Annotated in this window: 19 protein-coding genes; 10 read left to right on the forward strand and 9 right to left on the reverse strand. The window is 64.5% G+C overall.

Annotated elements, in window-relative coordinates:
* Positions 1-2 precede the first annotated feature (2 nt).
* The 5 genes from QM470_RS19285 to QM470_RS19305 all read right to left on the reverse strand — a co-directional run bounded on the left by QM470_RS19285 (position 3) and on the right by QM470_RS19305 (position 4986).
* Positions 3-1910: an autotransporter assembly complex protein TamA gene (locus QM470_RS19285; RefSeq protein ID WP_283340389.1), complete on the reverse strand. Its 1908-nt coding sequence runs from the start codon at positions 1908-1910 to the stop codon at positions 3-5.
* 10 nt (positions 1911-1920) lie between these two features.
* Complete coding sequence (locus QM470_RS19290; protein ID WP_283340390.1) at positions 1921-3108, reverse strand: vWA domain-containing protein; 1188 nt, start codon at positions 3106-3108, stop codon at positions 1921-1923.
* A 19-nt stretch (positions 3109-3127) separates the two neighbouring features.
* The gene (locus QM470_RS19295; protein WP_283340391.1) at positions 3128-3739 is read right to left on the reverse strand and encodes a GNAT family N-acetyltransferase; all 612 of its coding nucleotides are present in this window, start codon (positions 3737-3739) and stop codon (positions 3128-3130) included.
* Positions 3740-3813: 74 nt separating this feature from the next.
* Entirely contained in the window at positions 3814-4056 is a 243-nt protein-coding gene (locus tag QM470_RS19300) for a hypothetical protein (protein ID WP_218332783.1), read from the reverse strand.
* 87 nt (positions 4057-4143) lie between these two features.
* Positions 4144-4986: an AAA family ATPase gene (locus tag QM470_RS19305; protein ID WP_218332782.1), complete on the reverse strand. Its 843-nt coding sequence runs from the start codon at positions 4984-4986 to the stop codon at positions 4144-4146.
* A gap of 105 nt (positions 4987-5091) precedes the next feature.
* Here QM470_RS19305 and QM470_RS19310 point away from each other — a divergent pair, with 105 nt between their 5' ends.
* Positions 5092-5760 (forward strand): c-type cytochrome, encoded by a 669-nt coding sequence (locus tag QM470_RS19310; protein ID WP_283340392.1) that lies wholly within the window; start codon positions 5092-5094, stop codon positions 5758-5760.
* Between the two features lie 196 nt (positions 5761-5956).
* Here the strand turns inward: QM470_RS19310 and QM470_RS19315 are convergent, their stop codons facing one another.
* The gene (locus QM470_RS19315; protein WP_218333153.1) at positions 5957-6388 is read right to left on the reverse strand and encodes a DUF1841 family protein; all 432 of its coding nucleotides are present in this window, start codon (positions 6386-6388) and stop codon (positions 5957-5959) included.
* A 172-nt stretch (positions 6389-6560) separates the two neighbouring features.
* Between QM470_RS19315 and QM470_RS19320 the strand changes: the two genes are divergently transcribed.
* Together QM470_RS19320 and QM470_RS19325 are read left to right on the forward strand one after the other, a co-directional pair.
* Positions 6561-7199, forward strand: coding sequence for a LysE family translocator (locus QM470_RS19320; RefSeq protein WP_283340393.1), 639 nt, complete (start codon positions 6561-6563; stop codon positions 7197-7199).
* A 127-nt stretch (positions 7200-7326) separates the two neighbouring features.
* Complete coding sequence (locus tag QM470_RS19325; RefSeq protein WP_283340394.1) at positions 7327-7800, forward strand: MaoC family dehydratase; 474 nt, start codon at positions 7327-7329, stop codon at positions 7798-7800.
* 108 nt (positions 7801-7908) lie between these two features.
* Here the strand turns inward: QM470_RS19325 and QM470_RS19330 are convergent, their stop codons facing one another.
* From QM470_RS19330 to QM470_RS19340, 3 genes are all read right to left on the reverse strand, one after another.
* Positions 7909-8229, reverse strand: coding sequence for a DUF4148 domain-containing protein (locus QM470_RS19330; protein WP_283340395.1), 321 nt, complete (start codon positions 8227-8229; stop codon positions 7909-7911).
* A 186-nt stretch (positions 8230-8415) separates the two neighbouring features.
* Positions 8416-8901, reverse strand: coding sequence for a tRNA (uridine(34)/cytosine(34)/5-carboxymethylaminomethyluridine(34)-2'-O)-methyltransferase TrmL (gene trmL / locus QM470_RS19335; RefSeq protein ID WP_283340396.1), 486 nt, complete (start codon positions 8899-8901; stop codon positions 8416-8418).
* Positions 8902-8974: 73 nt separating this feature from the next.
* Positions 8975-9676 (reverse strand): phosphoribosyltransferase family protein, encoded by a 702-nt coding sequence (locus QM470_RS19340; RefSeq protein WP_283340397.1) that lies wholly within the window; start codon positions 9674-9676, stop codon positions 8975-8977.
* Between the two features lie 83 nt (positions 9677-9759).
* Between QM470_RS19340 and QM470_RS19345 the strand changes: the two genes are divergently transcribed.
* The 7 genes from QM470_RS19345 (at position 9760) to QM470_RS19375 (ending at position 16485) form a co-directional block, all read left to right on the forward strand.
* Positions 9760-10671 (forward strand): class I SAM-dependent methyltransferase, encoded by a 912-nt coding sequence (locus QM470_RS19345; RefSeq protein ID WP_283340398.1) that lies wholly within the window; start codon positions 9760-9762, stop codon positions 10669-10671.
* Positions 10672-11161: 490 nt separating this feature from the next.
* Entirely contained in the window at positions 11162-12730 is a 1569-nt protein-coding gene (gene coxB / locus QM470_RS19350) for a cytochrome c oxidase subunit II (protein ID WP_283340399.1), read from the forward strand.
* A 34-nt stretch (positions 12731-12764) separates the two neighbouring features.
* On the forward strand, positions 12765-14429 hold the full coding sequence (gene ctaD / locus QM470_RS19355; RefSeq protein WP_218332777.1) for a cytochrome c oxidase subunit I: 1665 nt from the start codon (positions 12765-12767) through the stop codon (positions 14427-14429).
* Positions 14430-14492: 63 nt separating this feature from the next.
* Positions 14493-14591 carry a cytochrome oxidase small assembly protein gene (locus QM470_RS19360; RefSeq protein ID WP_225608779.1) on the forward strand — a complete coding sequence of 33 codons (99 nt, stop codon included), beginning with the start codon at positions 14493-14495 and terminating at the stop codon, positions 14589-14591.
* Positions 14592-14750: 159 nt separating this feature from the next.
* The gene (locus QM470_RS19365; RefSeq protein ID WP_066539838.1) at positions 14751-15341 is read left to right on the forward strand and encodes a cytochrome c oxidase assembly protein; all 591 of its coding nucleotides are present in this window, start codon (positions 14751-14753) and stop codon (positions 15339-15341) included.
* Positions 15338-15544 (forward strand): DUF2970 domain-containing protein, encoded by a 207-nt coding sequence (locus QM470_RS19370; RefSeq protein ID WP_066539573.1) that lies wholly within the window; start codon positions 15338-15340, stop codon positions 15542-15544. The genes QM470_RS19365 and QM470_RS19370 overlap by 4 nt, the downstream gene beginning before the upstream one ends.
* Before the next feature lie 59 nt (positions 15545-15603).
* Positions 15604-16485 (forward strand): cytochrome c oxidase subunit 3, encoded by an 882-nt coding sequence (locus tag QM470_RS19375; protein WP_066539570.1) that lies wholly within the window; start codon positions 15604-15606, stop codon positions 16483-16485.
* The last annotated feature ends 37 nt before the right edge of the window (positions 16486-16522 follow it).

Raw genomic sequence — 16522 nt, forward strand, 5'->3', positions numbered from 1 at the left:
GGTCAGAAAGTGAAGCCCATGCGCAGGTGCAGGCGGAATTGTTGGGTTTTGAGGCCGTAGGCGATATCGGCCTGGACGGGGCCCACCGGGCTGGCCCAGCGGATGCCGGTGCCCACGCCGGTGTAGACCGTCATCTGGCTGGGTTTGTCGGCCACGCTGCCGGCATCTACGAACACGGTCTGCTCCCAGTCGGAGCGGTTGCCGCGCACGGTGATGGGGCGCTGCCATTCCACGCTGCCGGTCACCATGTAGCGGCCGCTGATCAGCTTGCCCAGCTCGTTCTCCACCCCGATGGACTGGTAGCGGTAGCCGCGCACCGTGGTGTCGCCACCGGTGAGGAACAGCTGGGTGGCGGGAATGTCCACGCCATCCTTGGCAATCACGGCGCCGCCGGCGGCACGCAAGGCCAGACGGCTTTGGCGCCGGCCTGCCTGGTCCGGGTCACCCAGACCGATCAAGGTGAGCCAGCGGGCCGACACGCGGCCGAACGGCTCGCGTTCCGGTGTGAGGGTGGTGCCGGCACCGACTTCCCAGGCAAAGCCGAAGCCGCTGGTGGGCGAGATCGGGTTGTTGAAGTAGCGCCCGGTCCAGCCGTAGTTGGCGGTGATCGACGAACTGCTGGTGGGTGCGCCCGTGCCCTGCAGCTTGGTGAAGTCGTACTGCAGGTAGTAGTTGCGGTCGATGCGGTCGGCACTCTTGGTGCGGCCGAACTGCAGCTGCAGGCTGTTGGTGTTGTAGTCACCCAGCTCCTCGCGTTCGGCCTTGGCGCCGGTGAACCAGGCCCAGCCGTCTTCGTTGGGCAGGTCGACCAGGCGGGTGGACAGTATGGGGTTCTTGGTGTCGAGCTGCAGCTTGCTGACCGCGCGCCAGCCCAGGCCGGGCACCCGGTTGTGGATGTGGTCCACGGACAGGCGCGGGCCGGTGTCGGTGCTGGCGCCAACGCCGAACACCCATTTCTGCAGCTTGGCTTCGCGCACCTGGGCGATGACCGGGGCATGGACTTCGGACTGGCCGGGCTGGGCGGCATCGGTGTCCAGGGTCAAAAATACCGAATCAAAGTAGCCGCTGTTGGACAGGCGCTGCTGTGCATCCAGCAGCGAGGTCTGCTTGTATTCCTCGCCCACCGGCAGGCGGGCGATGCGGCGCATGCCTTCCGGGTCGTAGCGCGGCGGGGCGTCGACATCCTGCTCGCCATCTTCGGTCCGGGTGCTGTAGCTCAGCTGCAGCGGGCCAAAGTAATACGCGGCGCCCGGTGCGTAGTCGATGGACAGGTCGGCCTTCTGGATGTCGGCGTCGATGTCTGCCTTGCTGCTGGCAATGCTGGCGGTGGGAAAACGCTGGGCCTGGAGGCTGCGCAGCCCCTGGCTCTTGGCACCGCCCCAGGCCGACTGGGTGAACTGTTCACCCGGCGTCAGGCCCCAGTTCTTGCGGATGTCGTCGCGCTGCCAGTCGCTGTGGGTTTCCTCGGCGTTCAGGCCGGAGAAGCGGATGTCGGCCGTGCGGATGGTGGTGGGCGGGCCGGGATCGACCTTGACGGTGACCTCCATCGGCGCCTCTTTGGAGTCGGGCGTGTCCTTGAGCTCCAGCTGGATCTGGGGTGAGAAATACCCCAGCGTGCCGATCAGGTCGCGGATGTTGCTGTCGGAGGCGTTCAGCAGACTGACCACTTCGCGGCGGCGCAGATCGGGGTGCTGGCTGAAGCGCACCAGCTCCAGGTGTTTTTCCAGCAGCTCGCGCACGGCGTCCGGGGCCTCGACTTCGACGCTGAAGCTGGGCGGGCCGGAAGGCACGGCCGCAGCGGCCGCGTCTGCGGAGTGGTCCTTGGAGAGCAGACTGCAGCCGCTCAGCAATAGCGAGCCGGCCAACAAAAACGCCGACCCTGGGGCCGGCGCCGTTGTGGGGGAAAGCATGGGCATTTCCCTATTTTGACAGCAGCCTCATGGTTTCTTCCAAACCCTTCAGTGACAAAGGGTACATCCGTCCGCCCACCAGGCGGCGGATTAGGTCGATGCTCTGGCGGTACTCCCACACGCCCTGCGGTTCGGGATTGACCCAGGCATGGTGCGGGAAGGCATGCGTGAGGCGCTGCAGCCATTCGGCGCCGGCTTCCTCGTTGTTGTATTCCACGCTGCCGCCGGGCTGGGTGATCTCGTAGGGGCTCATGGTGGCATCGCCCACAAAGATCAGCTTGTAGTCCTTGTTGTACTTGCGGATGATGTCCCAGGTATCGAACTTCTCGCCAAAGCGGCGCTTGTTGTTCTTCCACATGAAGTCGTAGACGCAGTTGTGGAAGTAATAGAACTCCAGGTGCTTGAACTCGCTCTTGACGGCGGAGAACAGCTCTTCGACACGCTGGATGTGGTCGTCCATGGTGCCGCCCACGTCCATCAGCAGCAGCACTTTCACATTGTTGTGGCGCTCCGGCACCATCTTGATGTCCAGCCAGCCGGCGTTGGCCGCCGTGCTGCGGATGGTGTCGGGCAGGTCCAGCTCCAGCTCGCCGCCCTGGCGGGCGAACTTGCGCAGGCGGCGCAGCGCCACCTTGATGTTGCGCGTGCCCAGCTCCTGGGTGTCGTCGTAGTCGCGGTAGGCGCGCTGCTCCCACACCTTGACGGCGCTGCGGTTCTTGCCCGGGCCGCCGATGCGGATGCCCTGGGGGTTGTAGCCTCCGTGGCCGAACGGGCTGGTGCCGCCGGTGCCTATCCATCTGTTGCCGCCTTCGTGCCGGCCCTTCTGTTCCTCCAGGCGCTTTTTGAGGGTCTCCATCAGCTCGTCCCAGCCCATTTTCTGGATGGCGGCTTTTTGTTCGTCCGTCAGCTCCCGCTCCAGCATCTTGCGCAGCCATTCGGCAGGCAGTTCCTTGCTGAAGTCGGTGAGCATTTCCACGCCCTTGAAGTAGGCGGCGAAGGCGCGGTCGAACTTGTCGTAGTGCTTTTCGTCCTTGACCAGGGTGGTGCGGGCCAGGAAGTAGAAGTCATCCATGCTCCAGCCGTCTTCGCTCTGGGGGCCGACCACGCCTTTTTGCAGCGCTTCCAGCAGGGTGAGCAGTTCCTTGACGGACACCGGCAGCTTGGCCGCCCGCAGGGTGTAGAAGAAGTCGATCAGCATGGTGGGAACCTCCGGGCGCTCAGGGCTGGCGCAGGTGTTGCTTCATCTTGTCGAGCAACTGGGCGCGGCTTTCCGGCCATTCGCCGGCGCGCAGGCTGTACATCACCGTGTCGCGGATGGTGCCGTCGCGGCGCAGGGCGTGGCCGCGGATCACACCGTCCTTGCGGGCACCCAGGCGTTCGATGGCGCGCTGGCTGGCAAAGTTGAAGTTGTCGGTGCGCCAGCCCACCACATGGCAGCCCAGGGTGTCGAAGGCGTGGCCCATCATCAGCAGCTTCGCGGTGGTGTTCACATGCGTGCGCTGGCAGCGCTGGGCGTACCAGGTGTAGCCGATCTCCACGCGCTGCACGGCGGGCAGGATGTCGTGGTAGCTGGTGCTGCCCAGCACTTCGCTGGAGGCGTCGTCCAGCACGGCAAAGGCAAAGCGGTTGCCGGCCGCGCGCATCTGCAGCGCGGTCTCGATGTAGGCGCGGGTGTCCTGCGGCTCGGGCACCGAGGTGACGCGGATATTCCACAACTGCCCATCGGCCGCCGCTGCACGCAGCCCTTCTTCATGCGCCAGTTCCAGCGGAACCAGGCGCACGCCATGGGCTTGCAGGGTGACGGGGGTGACGAAGGCTGTGGTGTTCATGGTGTGGGGTTCCAACAATCGGTTCCAGACATTCTCGCGCGCGGAAGCTGACAGAAGCTGGCTGGGTGGTGCACTCAGGGACGTTCCGCCGCCTGCGCGCGCTGGGCACGGGCCGCACGCCAGCGCCGTGCCAGCTGCAGGCCCAGGCCGCCGCCCAGACCGACGCAGACAATGCCCAGCAGGCTGGTTGCGCCGTAGCCGGCATCGAAGATGTTCCAGCCCGCCGCCTGGCCCAGGCCGTAGCCGGCCAGCGCGCCCGCAATGAAACCCACGGCGTCGCTGACGCCTTCCAGCAGCAGTTTCTTGGCAGTGCTCATGGTCTGTCTCCCTGTGTGTATGGTGAACGTTTGACCATAGCAGGGCGGGTGGACGGGCGGCAGCGGGTATGCCCTTTGCGCGCGTGCTCAGCGGTTGCGCTGGTTCATGAAGACCAGCTTTTCGAACAGGCTCACATCCTGTTCGTTCTTCAGCAGCGCACCCACCAGCGGCGGCACGGCCACCTTGCTGTCGGCCGATTGCAGGGCTTCGGGCGGAATGTCTTCGGCCAGCAGCAGCTTGAGCCAGTCGATCAGCTCGGAGGTCGACGGCTTTTTCTTCAGGCCCGGGATGCTGCGGATGTCGTAGAAGCTCTTCATCGCTGCCGTCAGCAGCTCGCTCTTGAGCGTGGGGAAGTGCACGTCCACGATCTGGCGCATGGTGTCCGCTTCGGGGAACTTGATGTAGTGGAAGAAGCAGCGGCGCAGGAAGGCGTCGGGCAGCTCTTTTTCGTTGTTCGAGGTGATGAATACCACCGGGCGGTGCTTGGCGCGGATCATCTCGCGCGTCTCGTAGCAGTAGAACTCCATGCGGTCGAGTTCGCGCAGCAGGTCATTGGGGAATTCGATGTCCGCCTTGTCGATCTCGTCGATCAGCAGCGCCACGGGCTGATCGGCGGTGAAGGCCTGCCACAGCACGCCTTTGACAATGTAGTTCTGGATGTCCTTGACCTTCTCATCCCCCAGCTGCGAATCGCGCAGACGGCTGACGGCGTCGTATTCATACAGGCCTTGCTGGGCCTTGGTGGTGGATTTGATGTGCCACTGCAACAGCGGCATGTCCAGCGCGTCGGCCACTTCCTCGGCCAGCATGGTCTTGCCAGTGCCGGGTTCGCCCTTGACCAGCAGCGGACGCTGCAGCGTGATGGCTGCGTTGACGGCCAGCATCAGATCCTGGGGTGCGACGTAGTTCTCGGTGCCTTGGAATTTCATGGTCTATATCAGCGTAAACATTGATTAGGGCGCTTGACGGTTCTCGCCATAATGAATCTGTGTGAGCCAAATCCCAGCTAAAACTTCCCAAGGATTGTGCGCGCAATGAACAAAAAGCTGTCCACGATAGGGGTCTTGGTTGTCGCTTCTGTGACCTTCACAGCATCGGCCCAGGAGATCAAGGGAGACGCCCAGGCGGGCGCAAACAAGGTGGCCATGTGCATAGGCTGCCACGGTATCGAAGGCTACCAGGCCAGTTTTCCCGAGGTGTACAAAGTGCCCAAGATTTCGGGCCAGAGTGCACGCTATATCGAATCCGCGCTGGCGGCCTATAAAAAGGCCGACCGCCGCCATCCCACCATGCGCGGCATTGCGGATTCGCTGACCGAGCAAGACATGGCCGATGTGGCCGCTTTCTATGCCGGCCAGAACGCGCCTGCAGCCGGTTCTGCCGGCGCGGCCAAGACGCACGATCCGGCACCTGCCGTGGCGGCGCTGATCCAGAAGGGTGCCTGCTTCTCCTGCCATGGCGAAGGCTTTGCCAAGCCCATCGATCCGGCCTATCCCAAGGTGGCGGGCCAGCATGCAGACTATGTGTATGCCGCCCTCAAGTCCTACCAGCGCGATGCCAGCAAGGGCACGGTGGGGCGCAGCAACGGGGTGATGGCCGGCATTGCCAAGCAGTTCACGCTGCAGGAGTTGAAGCAGCTGGCGGGCTACATCGGCTCGCTGGAAGGCGATCTGCACACGGTGCCGGAATCACGCTTTCGCTGAGAAGGCCGCTGCCCGGCGGCATGGGCTCACAGCCACGTAGCCCCCAGCCCCACAGCCCGCCTTGTGCGGGCTTTGTCTTGGCGCGCTCGGCGCATGCTCGGCATGAAAAAGGCTGCGGCAGCGCCTGGTGTGCGCCGCGGCAGCCTTTGCCTTGGGGTGTTCAGCAGCGTGTTGCCAGATGGGCGTGCTTTGGTGCTCAGTCCTGGGTGGCGCGGCGTTGCACCGCGGCCACGTAGGCGTTGCCATCGGGCGGACGGCCGCTGCGCTGGCTTTCCCACAGCATGGTGCCCAGGCATTCCATCACTTCGTGGTGGGCGTCATGCAGATCGCGCTTGCGGGCCAGCAGTTCCACAGCCTGGCGGATGCCGCGGGGGGAGTCCACGCTGCACTGCTCGCTGATGGACAGGTGCATGGACAGGTGCAGGAAAGGGTTGGTGCGGCCGGGCTCGGCGTCGTAGTTGCGCGCCACGGCGGCGTCCACATCGTCCAGCTCGGCAAAGTATTCAGGGTGTTCGGCAATCCACAGGCTGGCCAGCGTCTCGATGGCTTCCATGGGGGATTCGCTCTTCATCTTGGCGCGCACGCTGCAGAAGAAGCGTCGCACGTCCGCTTGCGAAGGGTTGAAGATCATGGCCGGCAGCGTAGCACGGGGGCAGTGGGCCGCGCTGGCCGCGGCATTCAGCCGCGCACGGGTCCGTGTCGCACCGGGCGCCAGCACGCCATGCGGGGCAGGCGTAAGATGCGCCGCTTTGGTGCATTGCCGTGGCAATGCGGTGTGGCGATGGCAGGGCAGGTGTGGCATGGATGTGCAGACGTGGTGGGCTTTCTTTATGGCGTGTTGGCTGATTGCCTTGTCGCCGGGGTCGGGCGCGGTGCTGTCCATGAGCCACGGGCTGAACTACGGTCTGCGCAAGAGCAGCGCCACGGTGTGTGGCCTGCAACTGGGCCTGCTGCTGATTCTGCTGGTGGCCGGCGGCGGCGTGGGCACCTTGCTGATTGCCTCGGAATGGGCGTTTGCGGCGGTGAAGATCCTGGGGGCCTGCTACCTGATCTATCTGGGCTGGAGCCAGTGGCGCAGCGTGGGCAACGGTCTGGACATCGGCCATGCCCAGGGCGCTCCGGCCCTGACCTGGCGCCATCGCGTGCTGGCCGGTTTTCTGACCAATGCCACCAACCCCAAGGGCATCATCTTCATGGTGGCGGTGCTGCCGCAGTTTCTGACCGAGCAGCGCCCGTTGTGGTTGCAGCTGGCCATCATGTCGGCCACCTGCATCGGCGTGGACATGGTGGTGATGCACGGCTACGCCGGCAGTGCCAGTGCACTGCGCCGCTGGATGCGCAGCCCCGAAGCCATGCGCTGGCAGAACCGCGTCTTTGGCGGTTTGCTGATGCTGGTGGGGATCGGCCTGTTCTTTGTGCAGCGTGGCGCCGGCCACTGACCGCACCGGTACCCAGGCCAGCGCTGCATGCGCGGTTGGCCTGTAGCGAAGGCCGCATCCTGGGGCTTTCCCTCAACTGTCCCGTGACCGACAAAGCCTGCGCGGCCTGGTGGCTACAGTGGGCTGCATGACGAAACGACGCTTTGCCTCTTACGCCGATGTGCGTGCTTCCGTGGGCCAGGATGTGGCCGTGACGGACTGGATCACCATCACCCAGGAGCAGGTCAACCAGTTCGCCGAGGCGACGGGCGACCACCAATGGATTCATGTGGATCCCGAACGGGCCAAGAAGGGGCCGTTTGGTGCACCGGTGGCCCACGGCTATCTGACGCTGTCGCTGCTGGCGCAGTTCATGCAGCAGACGGTGACGGTGGATGGCGCCACGATGGGCGTGAACTACGGTCTGAACAAGGTGCGCTTTCCCGCCCCCGTGCCGGTGGGCAGCCGGCTGCGTGCCCACATCAAACTGCTGGCGGCCGAGCCGGTGCAGCCCGACGGCATGCAGATGACCTGGGGCGTGACGGTGGAGCGTGAAGGCGGTGACAAGCCTGTATGCGTGGCCGAGTCGCTGAGCCGCAGCCACGGTGCTGCCCAGGGCTGAACGCCGCCGCATTCTTTTTTTCTGATCCCATGAAAAAGCCCCGTCTGCGCAGGCAGCGGGGCTTTGCTTTGGGCGCTTTTGCCAGGAGGCAAATGTGCGGGCTGGGGCTTACAGCTCGCCGTGCACGATGCTGCCGTCCTTGATGGCGGCCAGGGTTTCGGCACGCACGGCCTCGCGGCTCACGGCCGAGCGGGTGGCCAGTTCATCGGCACGCAGTTGCAGCTGGTCGCCTTCGGCCACGGCCATGCGGTGGTTCTGGCGGGCATCCTGCAATTCAGCCTGCACCTGCGCACGGGTCAGGGTGCTGTGGCTTTCCACCACAGGAGGCCAGCCTTGTTCGCCCACGGGAGCCGAAATACCGGCGGCCTGGCTGCCCAGTGCGGTCAGGGCCAGAGCGGCGGCGATGCTGAGGGTGTGAATGCTTTTCATGGAATGTCCTTTTCGTTCAACTTCCGGTGTGGCGCTGTGGCGTTACCGTATGGATGAACTGTAGATCGTTCCATTTATGAAGATAAGCATGTAAATTTACGACTCATTGTTTCGAATTCATTGTCAATGAGGCGGAACTTTTGCACCACTTCAGGCATCGTGCACCGAAGCGGTGCTGTCGCAGTCTCAGCCGGCCGTCTGGCCGGCGGGGGCGGCAAAACCGTTCTGGCGCCAGGCCTCGAACACCGTGACCGCCACCGCATTGGACAGGTTCAGGCTGCGCTGGCCTGCGACCATGGGCAGGCGCAGGCGTTGGCTTTCGGGGAAGCTGTTGCGCAGGTCGGCAGGCAGGCCCCGGGTTTCGCAGCCGAAGACCAGCCAGTCGCCGGGCTGGAAGGCCAGATCGAAGGCCGGGCGGCTGCCATGGGTGGTCATGGCAAACATGCGCTCGGGCGCGGGCTGCATGGCGGCCAGAAAAGCTTGCCAGTCGGCATGGCGGCGCACCGGGGCGTATTCGTGGTAATCCAGCCCGGCGCGGCGCATATGGCGGTCTTCCATGGAAAAGCCCAGGGGCTCGATCAGGTGCAGATCGCAGCCGGTGTTGGCGGCCAGGCGGATGACGTTGCCCGTGTTCGGTGGAATCTCGGGCTCAACAAGAACAATGTGGAACATAAGAGGCGTATTGTCCGCTGTGACCGCCGTCCCTGTGGTGCGCATCCCTATGGCGCAGGTGTGAGGTAGGGGGCTAGGGCGTGCGGGCCAGGGCCACGGCATGCACTTGGCCGGCCCCTGCGGCCAGCAGGGCCTGTGCGGCGGCCTGCAAGGTTGCGCCTGTGGTGATGACATCGTCCACCAGCAGCACGGTTTTTCCATCCAACAGGCCCCGGTGTTGCGGTGGCACGCGGAAAGCGCCGCGCAGGTTGCGCAGCCGTGCGGCACGGCCCTGGCGCATCTGGGTGGGCGTGTCGTGCGTGCGTTGCAGCAGCTGCGGCTGGATGGCCGGGCAATCCAGCGCGCGGGCCAGCAGCAGCGCCTGGTTGTAGCCGCGGCTGCGCAGGCGCTGCGGGGACAGCGGAATCGGGATGGTGAGTGCACAGCCATCGCGCAGCGCGGGCCAGGCGGCGTGCTGCTGCAGCCATTGCGCCAGATGGCAGCCGATGGCCGGCTGGGCATGGAGTTTCCACTGCGTCAGCGGCAAGGCCCAGGGATAGCCGTAGTCCACGGCGACCAGGCAGTGCTGCAGCACCGGCGGGTGGCGCAGGCACTGCCCGCAGTGTGCGCCGGCGTGTGCATCCGGCAGGCGCAGGGCGCAACTGCGGCAACGTGGCACATGCTGTGCAAAACGCGCCTGGCACTGTGCGCACAGCGGCTGCGCGGGCCAGCTGCCGCAGGCCAGGCACTGGCTGGGGATGCGGGCGGATAGCCATGCCGGGATGTGCAGACGCATGGAATCAATATACTGCCGCCCGCAGCGCCACCGTCATGCCGGATGTGCGCCGACTGTCCGATTGCCTCCCCATCTGTTGTTCCATGTCTACTGCTCTGCCGCCCACCATCGACCCCGTTGCCGCCGCCCGCTGGCAGGCCCAGGCGCCTGCGGCATCGCCGTGGCTGCACGAAGAGGTGGCGCGCCGCATGCAGGACCGCCTGCAGTGGATGGCCAAGCCGCCGCAGTCGTGGCTGGACTGGGAGCCGGTACGCGGCGGACTGCAGGCGCACGCACTGGTGGCACAGCGCTATCCGCAAGCGCAGTCCTGGGTGCATGAGCCGCAGGCGCAGCGCGCCGAAGCGGCGCACAAGGCGCTGGGCAAGGCCTGGTGGAGCATGGAGCGCTGGGCGGGCAAGCAACCCCGCTTTGGTCTGCCGGCTGCCGGGCAGGAAGTGGACATGCTGTGGGCCAATATGCAGCTGCACATGGCGGCAGACCCACTGGCCCTGCTGGCGCAGTGGCACAAGGCCCTGGCGGTGGATGGCTTTGTGATGTTTTCCTGCCTGGGGCCCGACACGGCCCATGAGCTGCGCGACGCCTACCAGCAGGCGGGCTGGCCGGCGGCGGGCCACAGCTTCACGGACATGCACGACTGGGGCGACATGCTGGTGCAAAGCGGCTTTGCGGAGCCGGTGATGGACATGGAGCGCATCACGCTGACCTTTGCTTCGCCCGAGCGTCTGCTGCAGGAATTGCGCGAGCTGGGGTGCAATCTGCATCCGCAGCGCTTTGCTGGCCTGCGTGGACGGCAATGGCGTCTTGACCTCCATCAATTGCTGGATGGCGCGCTGCGTTTACAGGAGCAGGATGGACAGCTGGCGTTGACCTTCGAAGTGGTCTACGGCCATGCTTACAAGCCAGCACCCCGGGTCCGTGCGGCCGGGGAAAGCAGTGTGCCGTTGGACGATATGCGGGCGATGTTGCGGCAAGGTCGCAACACGGGTTTGCGATAACACAAAAGGCGCTTATACCCCTTTGATTCCACGCAAAGCGACCTACAATTTTTTCAACCACTGACACACGAGCTTTTCTCCAGACCGCATGACTCCAGGCTGGGGAGAGGGCCCCCACGGCCGCATGCCGTCAGGAGAAAAAATTGGTGTTTCGCATTGCCTTGGAGTCGGGCCTGCGCCCTGCGCGCGCACAGGCCTGCATGCTGAAGTTTCACGCGACGCAGAGGGCGTCTTCTCGGGCTTTTCAGGCAGCTTCCTGGAAACGCGTCGGCACTGCTTCATCCACTATTTTCTTTGCGGCGGCACAGGCTGTGGCGCTGCAGCTTGCGGTCGGCCTGCGTGCAGGCATGGATCGATGTGGGCGCACCCGTGGGAGCGGGCGGCGCTGCGCTGGTTGGTTTTTCTGAGTTGAGTGCGCGCAGGTGTGCGGCTGTAGCCCCCTGCCTGCCAGGTTCCCTGTTTCTAGTGGCCTAAGACTTGAGCGAGAACTATGAAAAGCATCCCCTTTCGGCCCCTGCGTCTCACGATGATGTCCGCTGCAGCCTGGATGGCGCAGGCGGCCTATGCGGTCCAGGACCTGCCCGGCGGCCCTGCGGTGCGTCAGCTCAATCTGCACCCCCCGGTCACGCGCATCGCACAGGAGCAGCATTTTCTGCACTGGATGATGCTGGGCATCTGCACGGTGATCTTCGTGGCCGTGTTTGCGGTGATGTTCTATTCCATCTGGAAGCACCGCCGCTCCCAAGGCGCCAAGGCCGCCAATTTCCACGAATCGGCCACGGTGGAAATCGCCTGGACCATCGTGCCCTTCATCATCGTGATCCTGATGGCCCTGCCGGCCACCAAGGTGCTGGTGGCGCAGAAAGACACCACGAATGCCGACCTGACCATCAAGGTGACGGGCTACCAGTGGAAGTGGGGCTATGACTACCTGAAAGGGGAGGGCGAGGGGCTGAGCTTCATCTCCACGCTGGACACCAGCCACCGGGTGCTGTCCAACAGCGGCAATGTCAAGGATGCGCCGCCCGACTACCTGCTCAAGGTGGACCAGCCGCTGGTGGTGCCCGCCGGCAAGAAGGTGCGCATCATCACCACCGCCAACGATGTGATCCACTCCTTCATGGTGCCTGCCTTCGGCATCAAGCAGGATGCGATTCCCGGCTTTGTGCGCGACACCTGGTTCAAGGCGGAAAAGCCGGGCGACTACTACGGCCAGTGCGCCGAGCTGTGCGGCAAGGAACACGCCTACATGCCCATCCATGTGAAGGTGCTGCAGTCCGACCAGTACAAGACCTGGGTGGAGGAGGAAACCAAGAAGGCCGCCTCCAAGCGCGACGATCCCAACAAGGAATGGAAGCTGGACGAACTGATTGCGCGCGGCGAAAAAGTCTATGCCGCCAACTGCGCGGTCTGCCATCAGCCCAATGGCAAGGGGGCTGGTCCCATCAAGGCACTGGATGGCAGCCCGGTGGTGCTGGGGCCGTTGGCGGAAGCCATGCATGTGGTGCTGGAAGGGCGCAACAACGGTGCCATGCCTTCGTGGAAGGCGCTCAGCGATGTGGAGCTGGCCGCGGTGCTGACCTTCGCCAAGAACCACTGGAGCAACAAGACCGGGCAGCTGATCCAGCCTGCGCAGTTCAAGGATGCGCGGGGCGGCAAGTTCCCCGAAGGCGGAGCGGTCGCCCCCGGCGCGGCACCGCCCGCTGCGGCAGAACCTGTGACGGGGGCGGGTGCTGCCACACCACAGCCCTACCAGGTGTTTTTTGCCACGGGCGACAAGGCCTTGAATGCCGAGGCGCAGGCCGTGGTGGCCCAGGCTGCGGAGTATCTGAAAGCGCATGCCGACAGCAAGGTGGCCCTGTCGGGCTTTGTGGATGCCACAGGCAATGCCGACCAGAACACCGAACTGGCCAAGCAGCGCGCGCAGAACGTGGCCAAGGCCCTGACGGATGCCGGTGTGGCACAGGAGCGCATTGCCCTGCACAAGCCCACCACCATCACCGCAGGTGCCGGGGCCGATCAGCAGGCCCGTCGTGTGGACATCGTGGCCGCGCAGTGATGCGCAGCAGGCAGTGAATACCGGAGACATTCCTATGAGCGCCGTATACCCCCCTTCCCACACCCCGGGCCCCGAGGTCGATGTCCATGGCGGCCACCATGACCATGGCGCGCACGATGACCACCATCACCACCAGCCCACGGGCTGGCAGCGCTGGCTGTATGCCACCAACCACAAGGACATCGGCACGCTGTACCTGCTGTTCGCCTTCACCATGCTCATGGTGGGCGGCGTGCTGGCGCTGCTGATCCGCGCAGAACTGTTCCAGCCCGGGCTGCAGATCGTCAACCCCGAGCTGTTCAACCAGCTCACCACCATGCACGGTCTGATCATGGTGTTCGGGGCCATCATGCCGGCCTTCGTGGGCTTCGCGAACTGGATGATTCCGCTGCAGATCGGCGCCTCGGACATGGCGTTTGCGCGCATGAACAACTTCAGCTTCTGGCTGATGATTCCGGCGGCCATCATGCTGGTGACCTCGTTCTTCATGCCCGGTGGCGCACCGGCCGCAGGCTGGACGCTGTATGCCCCGCTGACGCTGCAGATGGGCCCCTCGATGGACACCAGCATCTTTGCGATGCACATCCTGGGCGCCAGCTCCATCATGGGCTCGATCAACATCATCGTCACCATCCTGAACATGCGGGCTCCCGGCATGACGCTGATGAAGATGCCGATGTTCGTCTGGACCTGGCTGATCACCGCCTACCTGCTGATCGCCGTGATGCCGGTGCTGGCCGGCGCCATCACCATGACGCTGACCGACCGCCACTTCGGCACCAGCTTCTTCAACCCCGCGGGCGGGGGCGATCCGGTGATGTACCAGCACATCTTCTGGTTCTTCGGCCACCCCGAGGTCTACATCATGATCCTGCCGGCCTTCGGCATCATCAGCCAGATCGTGCCGGCCTTCAGCCGCAAGAAGCTGTTCGGCTATACCTCCATGGTGTACGCGGTGGCGGCCATTGCCATCCTGTCCTTCATCGTGTGGGCGCACCACATGTTCACCACGGGCATGCCGGTCACCGGCCAGCTGTTCTTCATGTACGCCACCATGCTGATCTCGGTGCCCACGGCCGTGAAGATCTTCAACTGGGTGGCCACCATGTGGCGCGGCTCCATGACGTTCGAAACCCCCATGCTGTTTGCTGTGGGCTTCATCTTCGTGTTCACCATGGGCGGCTTCACGGGGCTGATCCTGTCGATGGCGCCCATCGACACCCAGCTGCAGGACACCTATTACGTGGTGGCGCATTTCCACTATGTGCTGGTGGCGGGCTCGCTGTTCTCGATGTTTGCCGGCTACTACTACTGGGCACCCAAGTGGAACGGCGTGATGTATTCCGAGCTGCGCGGCAAGATCCATTTCTGGGGTTCGCTGGTCTTCTTCAACATCACGTTCTTCCCCATGCACTTCCTGGGCCTGGCCGGCATGCCGCGCCGCTATGCCGACTATCCGATGCAGTTTGCCGACTTCAACATGCTGGCCTCCATCGGTGCCTTCGGCTTTGGCCTGATGCAGGTGTACTTCTTTGTCTTTGTGGTCTGGCCCGGCATGCGCGGCCACGGTGCGCCGGCACCACAGAAGCCCTGGGACGGGGCAGAAGGCCTGGAGTGGGAAGTGCCATCGCCTGCCCCCTTCCATACTTTCGAAAACCCGCCCAAACTGGACGCCACCGCAACCCGCGTGATTGGATAAGCCATGCACACCGCTCCTTCCAAACCTTCGGCCGGTCTGCACGACCGCACCACGGCCTACCAGCTGCAGCGCCAGAAGAACCTGCGCATGGCGCTGATCCTGGCGTCGATCGCGGCCGTGTTCTTTGTCGGTTTTGTGGCCAAGATGGCCTTGCTGCACTGAGATGCACACTGCGCTGCACCGCTTCGCGTCCGTCCCTTGGGGGGATGCCACCCTGCGCTGCGGGAGCGTCCCGGGTGGCCCTCCTGTGGCGGGGGCACGCCGGTGGTCGCAGCGGCAGGCGCCGTGTCAATGCGCAGTGGACTGCGCACAGGAGGGATGATGGCCGTGCACCGCGACAACCTCCGGATGGTGGGCAAGCTGGCCGTGGTGGCCGTGGGCATGTTTGCCTTCGGCTATGCGCTGATTCCGATCTACAAGCATGTGTGCGAGGCGCTGGGCATCAATGTGCTGGCCGTGTCGGAGCGGCAGGTGCCGGGCAATTCCTCGGCCGTGCCGGCCAACACCCAGGTGGACACCAGCCGCACCATCACCGTGGAGTTCGACGCCAATGCGCGGGGGCCGTGGGAGTTCAAGCCCGAACGCCGTTCGCTGCAGGTGCATCCGGGCGAGCTGGCGACGGTGATGTATGAATTCCAGAACGTGCAGAACCACCGCATGGCGGCGCAGGCGATTCCCAGCTATGCACCGCGCAATGCCGCGCCGCACTTCAACAAGCTGGAGTGCTTCTGCTTCAACCAGTACGTGCTGGAGCCGGGGGAGCGAAAGGAATGGCCGGTGGCGTTTGTCATCGATCCCAAGCTGCCCAAGGATGTGACCACCATCACCCTGTCCTATACCTTCTTTGAAGTGGGGGGCAAGACGCCGCCCGCACCCGTGGCCAGCGTGGTCACCGGCAAGGAGCAGTCATGACCGTACCGCCCCCCGCCGGACAGCAGCACCGTCTGTGGCACTCGATCAAGGCCGTGGCCTGGGCCTTGCTGGGCGTGCGCAAGGGCAGCGAGTACGAGCGGGATTTTGCACAGCTGCAGCCGCTGCAGGTGATCGCCGTGGGGCTGGTGGCGGTGTTTGTGCTGGTGCTGGGGCTGATCGCCCTGGTCAGATGGGTGAGCTGACAGAACAACAACTGCTGCAGCGTGCTGCGGCCTTCGCAAAAAACGACAGGAGCTGAGTCATGAGTGCATCGACCCCTGGAACAACGCCGTACTACTACGTGCCCGGCGTGTCGCACCATCCCATCTGGGCGGCAGCGGGCCTGTTTTTCGTGGTGCTGGGCGCCGGCAACTGGATCAACGGCCACGGCTGGGGCATGTGGTCGGTGCTGCTGGGCCTGGTCTGGTGGGGCGTGGTGCTCTACCAGTGGATACGCGATGCGGCGCGCGAGAGCGAGGCCGGGCTGTTCGGCCGCAAGATCGACCTGTCCTACCGCTGGAGCATGAGCTGGTTCATCTTCTCGGAAGTGATGTTCTTCGGCGCCTTCTTCACCGCCCTGTGGTGGGCGCGTGCGCATTCGGTGCCGGCACTGGGCGGTTTCGAGAATTCGCTGCTCTGGCCGGACTTCAAGGCCGCCTGGCCCTCGGTCTCGCCCGGCGCCACCACCTCGCCGGCGGGCACGGTGGAGCCGTTCCAGACCGTGGGACCGTTCTGGCTGCCCACCATCAACACCGCGCTGCTGCTGACCTCGGGGGTGACGCTGACGATTGCCCACCACGCATTGCGCGCCGGTCAGCGTGCCCGCACCATCGCCTTCATGTGGGCCACGGTGATCCTGGGCTTTGTCTTCCTGTGTGTGCAGGGCTATGAATACCACCACCTGTACTCGGACTTGAATCTCAAGCTCAACTCCGGCATCTACGGCTCCACCTTCTACCTGCTGACGGGCTTCCATGGCTTCCACGTGTTTGTGGGCATGTTGATGCTGCTGGTGATCACCCTGCGGCTGCACAACGGCCATTTCTCGGCGCAGCGCCACTTCGGCTTTGAAGGCGCGGCCTGGTACTGGCACTTTGTGGACGTGGTGTGGCTGTTCCTCTACGTGCTGGTGTATTGGATGTGAGTCGGAACCAGGCAGGGCGATCGCCCTGCCTGTGGCG

The organism is Comamonas sp. 17RB (assembly GCF_030056555.1).
Classification (GTDB): Bacteria; Pseudomonadota; Gammaproteobacteria; order Burkholderiales; family Burkholderiaceae_C; genus Comamonas; species Comamonas terrigena.

Excerpts from the sequence above, each read along its gene's own strand:
- QM470_RS19375 (WP_066539570.1), top strand. The coding sequence starts at position 15,604 with ATGAGTGCATCGACCCCTGGAACAACGCCGTACTACTACGTGCCCGGC.
- QM470_RS19285 (WP_283340389.1), bottom strand. The coding sequence starts at position 1,910 with ATGCTTTCCCCCACAACGGCGCCGGCCCCAGGGTCGGCGTTTTTGTTG.
- QM470_RS19365 (WP_066539838.1), top strand. The coding sequence starts at position 14,751 with ATGGCCGTGCACCGCGACAACCTCCGGATGGTGGGCAAGCTGGCCGTG.
- coxB (WP_283340399.1), top strand. The coding sequence starts at position 11,162 with ATGAAAAGCATCCCCTTTCGGCCCCTGCGTCTCACGATGATGTCCGCT.
- QM470_RS19290 (WP_283340390.1), bottom strand. The coding sequence starts at position 3,108 with ATGCTGATCGACTTCTTCTACACCCTGCGGGCGGCCAAGCTGCCGGTG.
- QM470_RS19370 (WP_066539573.1), top strand. The coding sequence starts at position 15,338 with ATGACCGTACCGCCCCCCGCCGGACAGCAGCACCGTCTGTGGCACTCG.
- QM470_RS19325 (WP_283340394.1), top strand. The coding sequence starts at position 7,327 with ATGACGAAACGACGCTTTGCCTCTTACGCCGATGTGCGTGCTTCCGTG.
- QM470_RS19305 (WP_218332782.1), bottom strand. The coding sequence starts at position 4,986 with ATGAAATTCCAAGGCACCGAGAACTACGTCGCACCCCAGGATCTGATG.
- trmL (WP_283340396.1), bottom strand. The coding sequence starts at position 8,901 with ATGTTCCACATTGTTCTTGTTGAGCCCGAGATTCCACCGAACACGGGC.
- QM470_RS19345 (WP_283340398.1), top strand. The coding sequence starts at position 9,760 with ATGTCTACTGCTCTGCCGCCCACCATCGACCCCGTTGCCGCCGCCCGC.
- QM470_RS19340 (WP_283340397.1), bottom strand. The coding sequence starts at position 9,676 with ATGCGTCTGCACATCCCGGCATGGCTATCCGCCCGCATCCCCAGCCAG.
- ctaD (WP_218332777.1), top strand. The coding sequence starts at position 12,765 with ATGAGCGCCGTATACCCCCCTTCCCACACCCCGGGCCCCGAGGTCGAT.
- QM470_RS19330 (WP_283340395.1), bottom strand. The coding sequence starts at position 8,229 with ATGAAAAGCATTCACACCCTCAGCATCGCCGCCGCTCTGGCCCTGACC.
- QM470_RS19295 (WP_283340391.1), bottom strand. The coding sequence starts at position 3,739 with ATGAACACCACAGCCTTCGTCACCCCCGTCACCCTGCAAGCCCATGGC.
- QM470_RS19310 (WP_283340392.1), top strand. The coding sequence starts at position 5,092 with ATGAACAAAAAGCTGTCCACGATAGGGGTCTTGGTTGTCGCTTCTGTG.
- QM470_RS19320 (WP_283340393.1), top strand. The coding sequence starts at position 6,561 with ATGGATGTGCAGACGTGGTGGGCTTTCTTTATGGCGTGTTGGCTGATT.
- QM470_RS19300 (WP_218332783.1), bottom strand. The coding sequence starts at position 4,056 with ATGAGCACTGCCAAGAAACTGCTGCTGGAAGGCGTCAGCGACGCCGTG.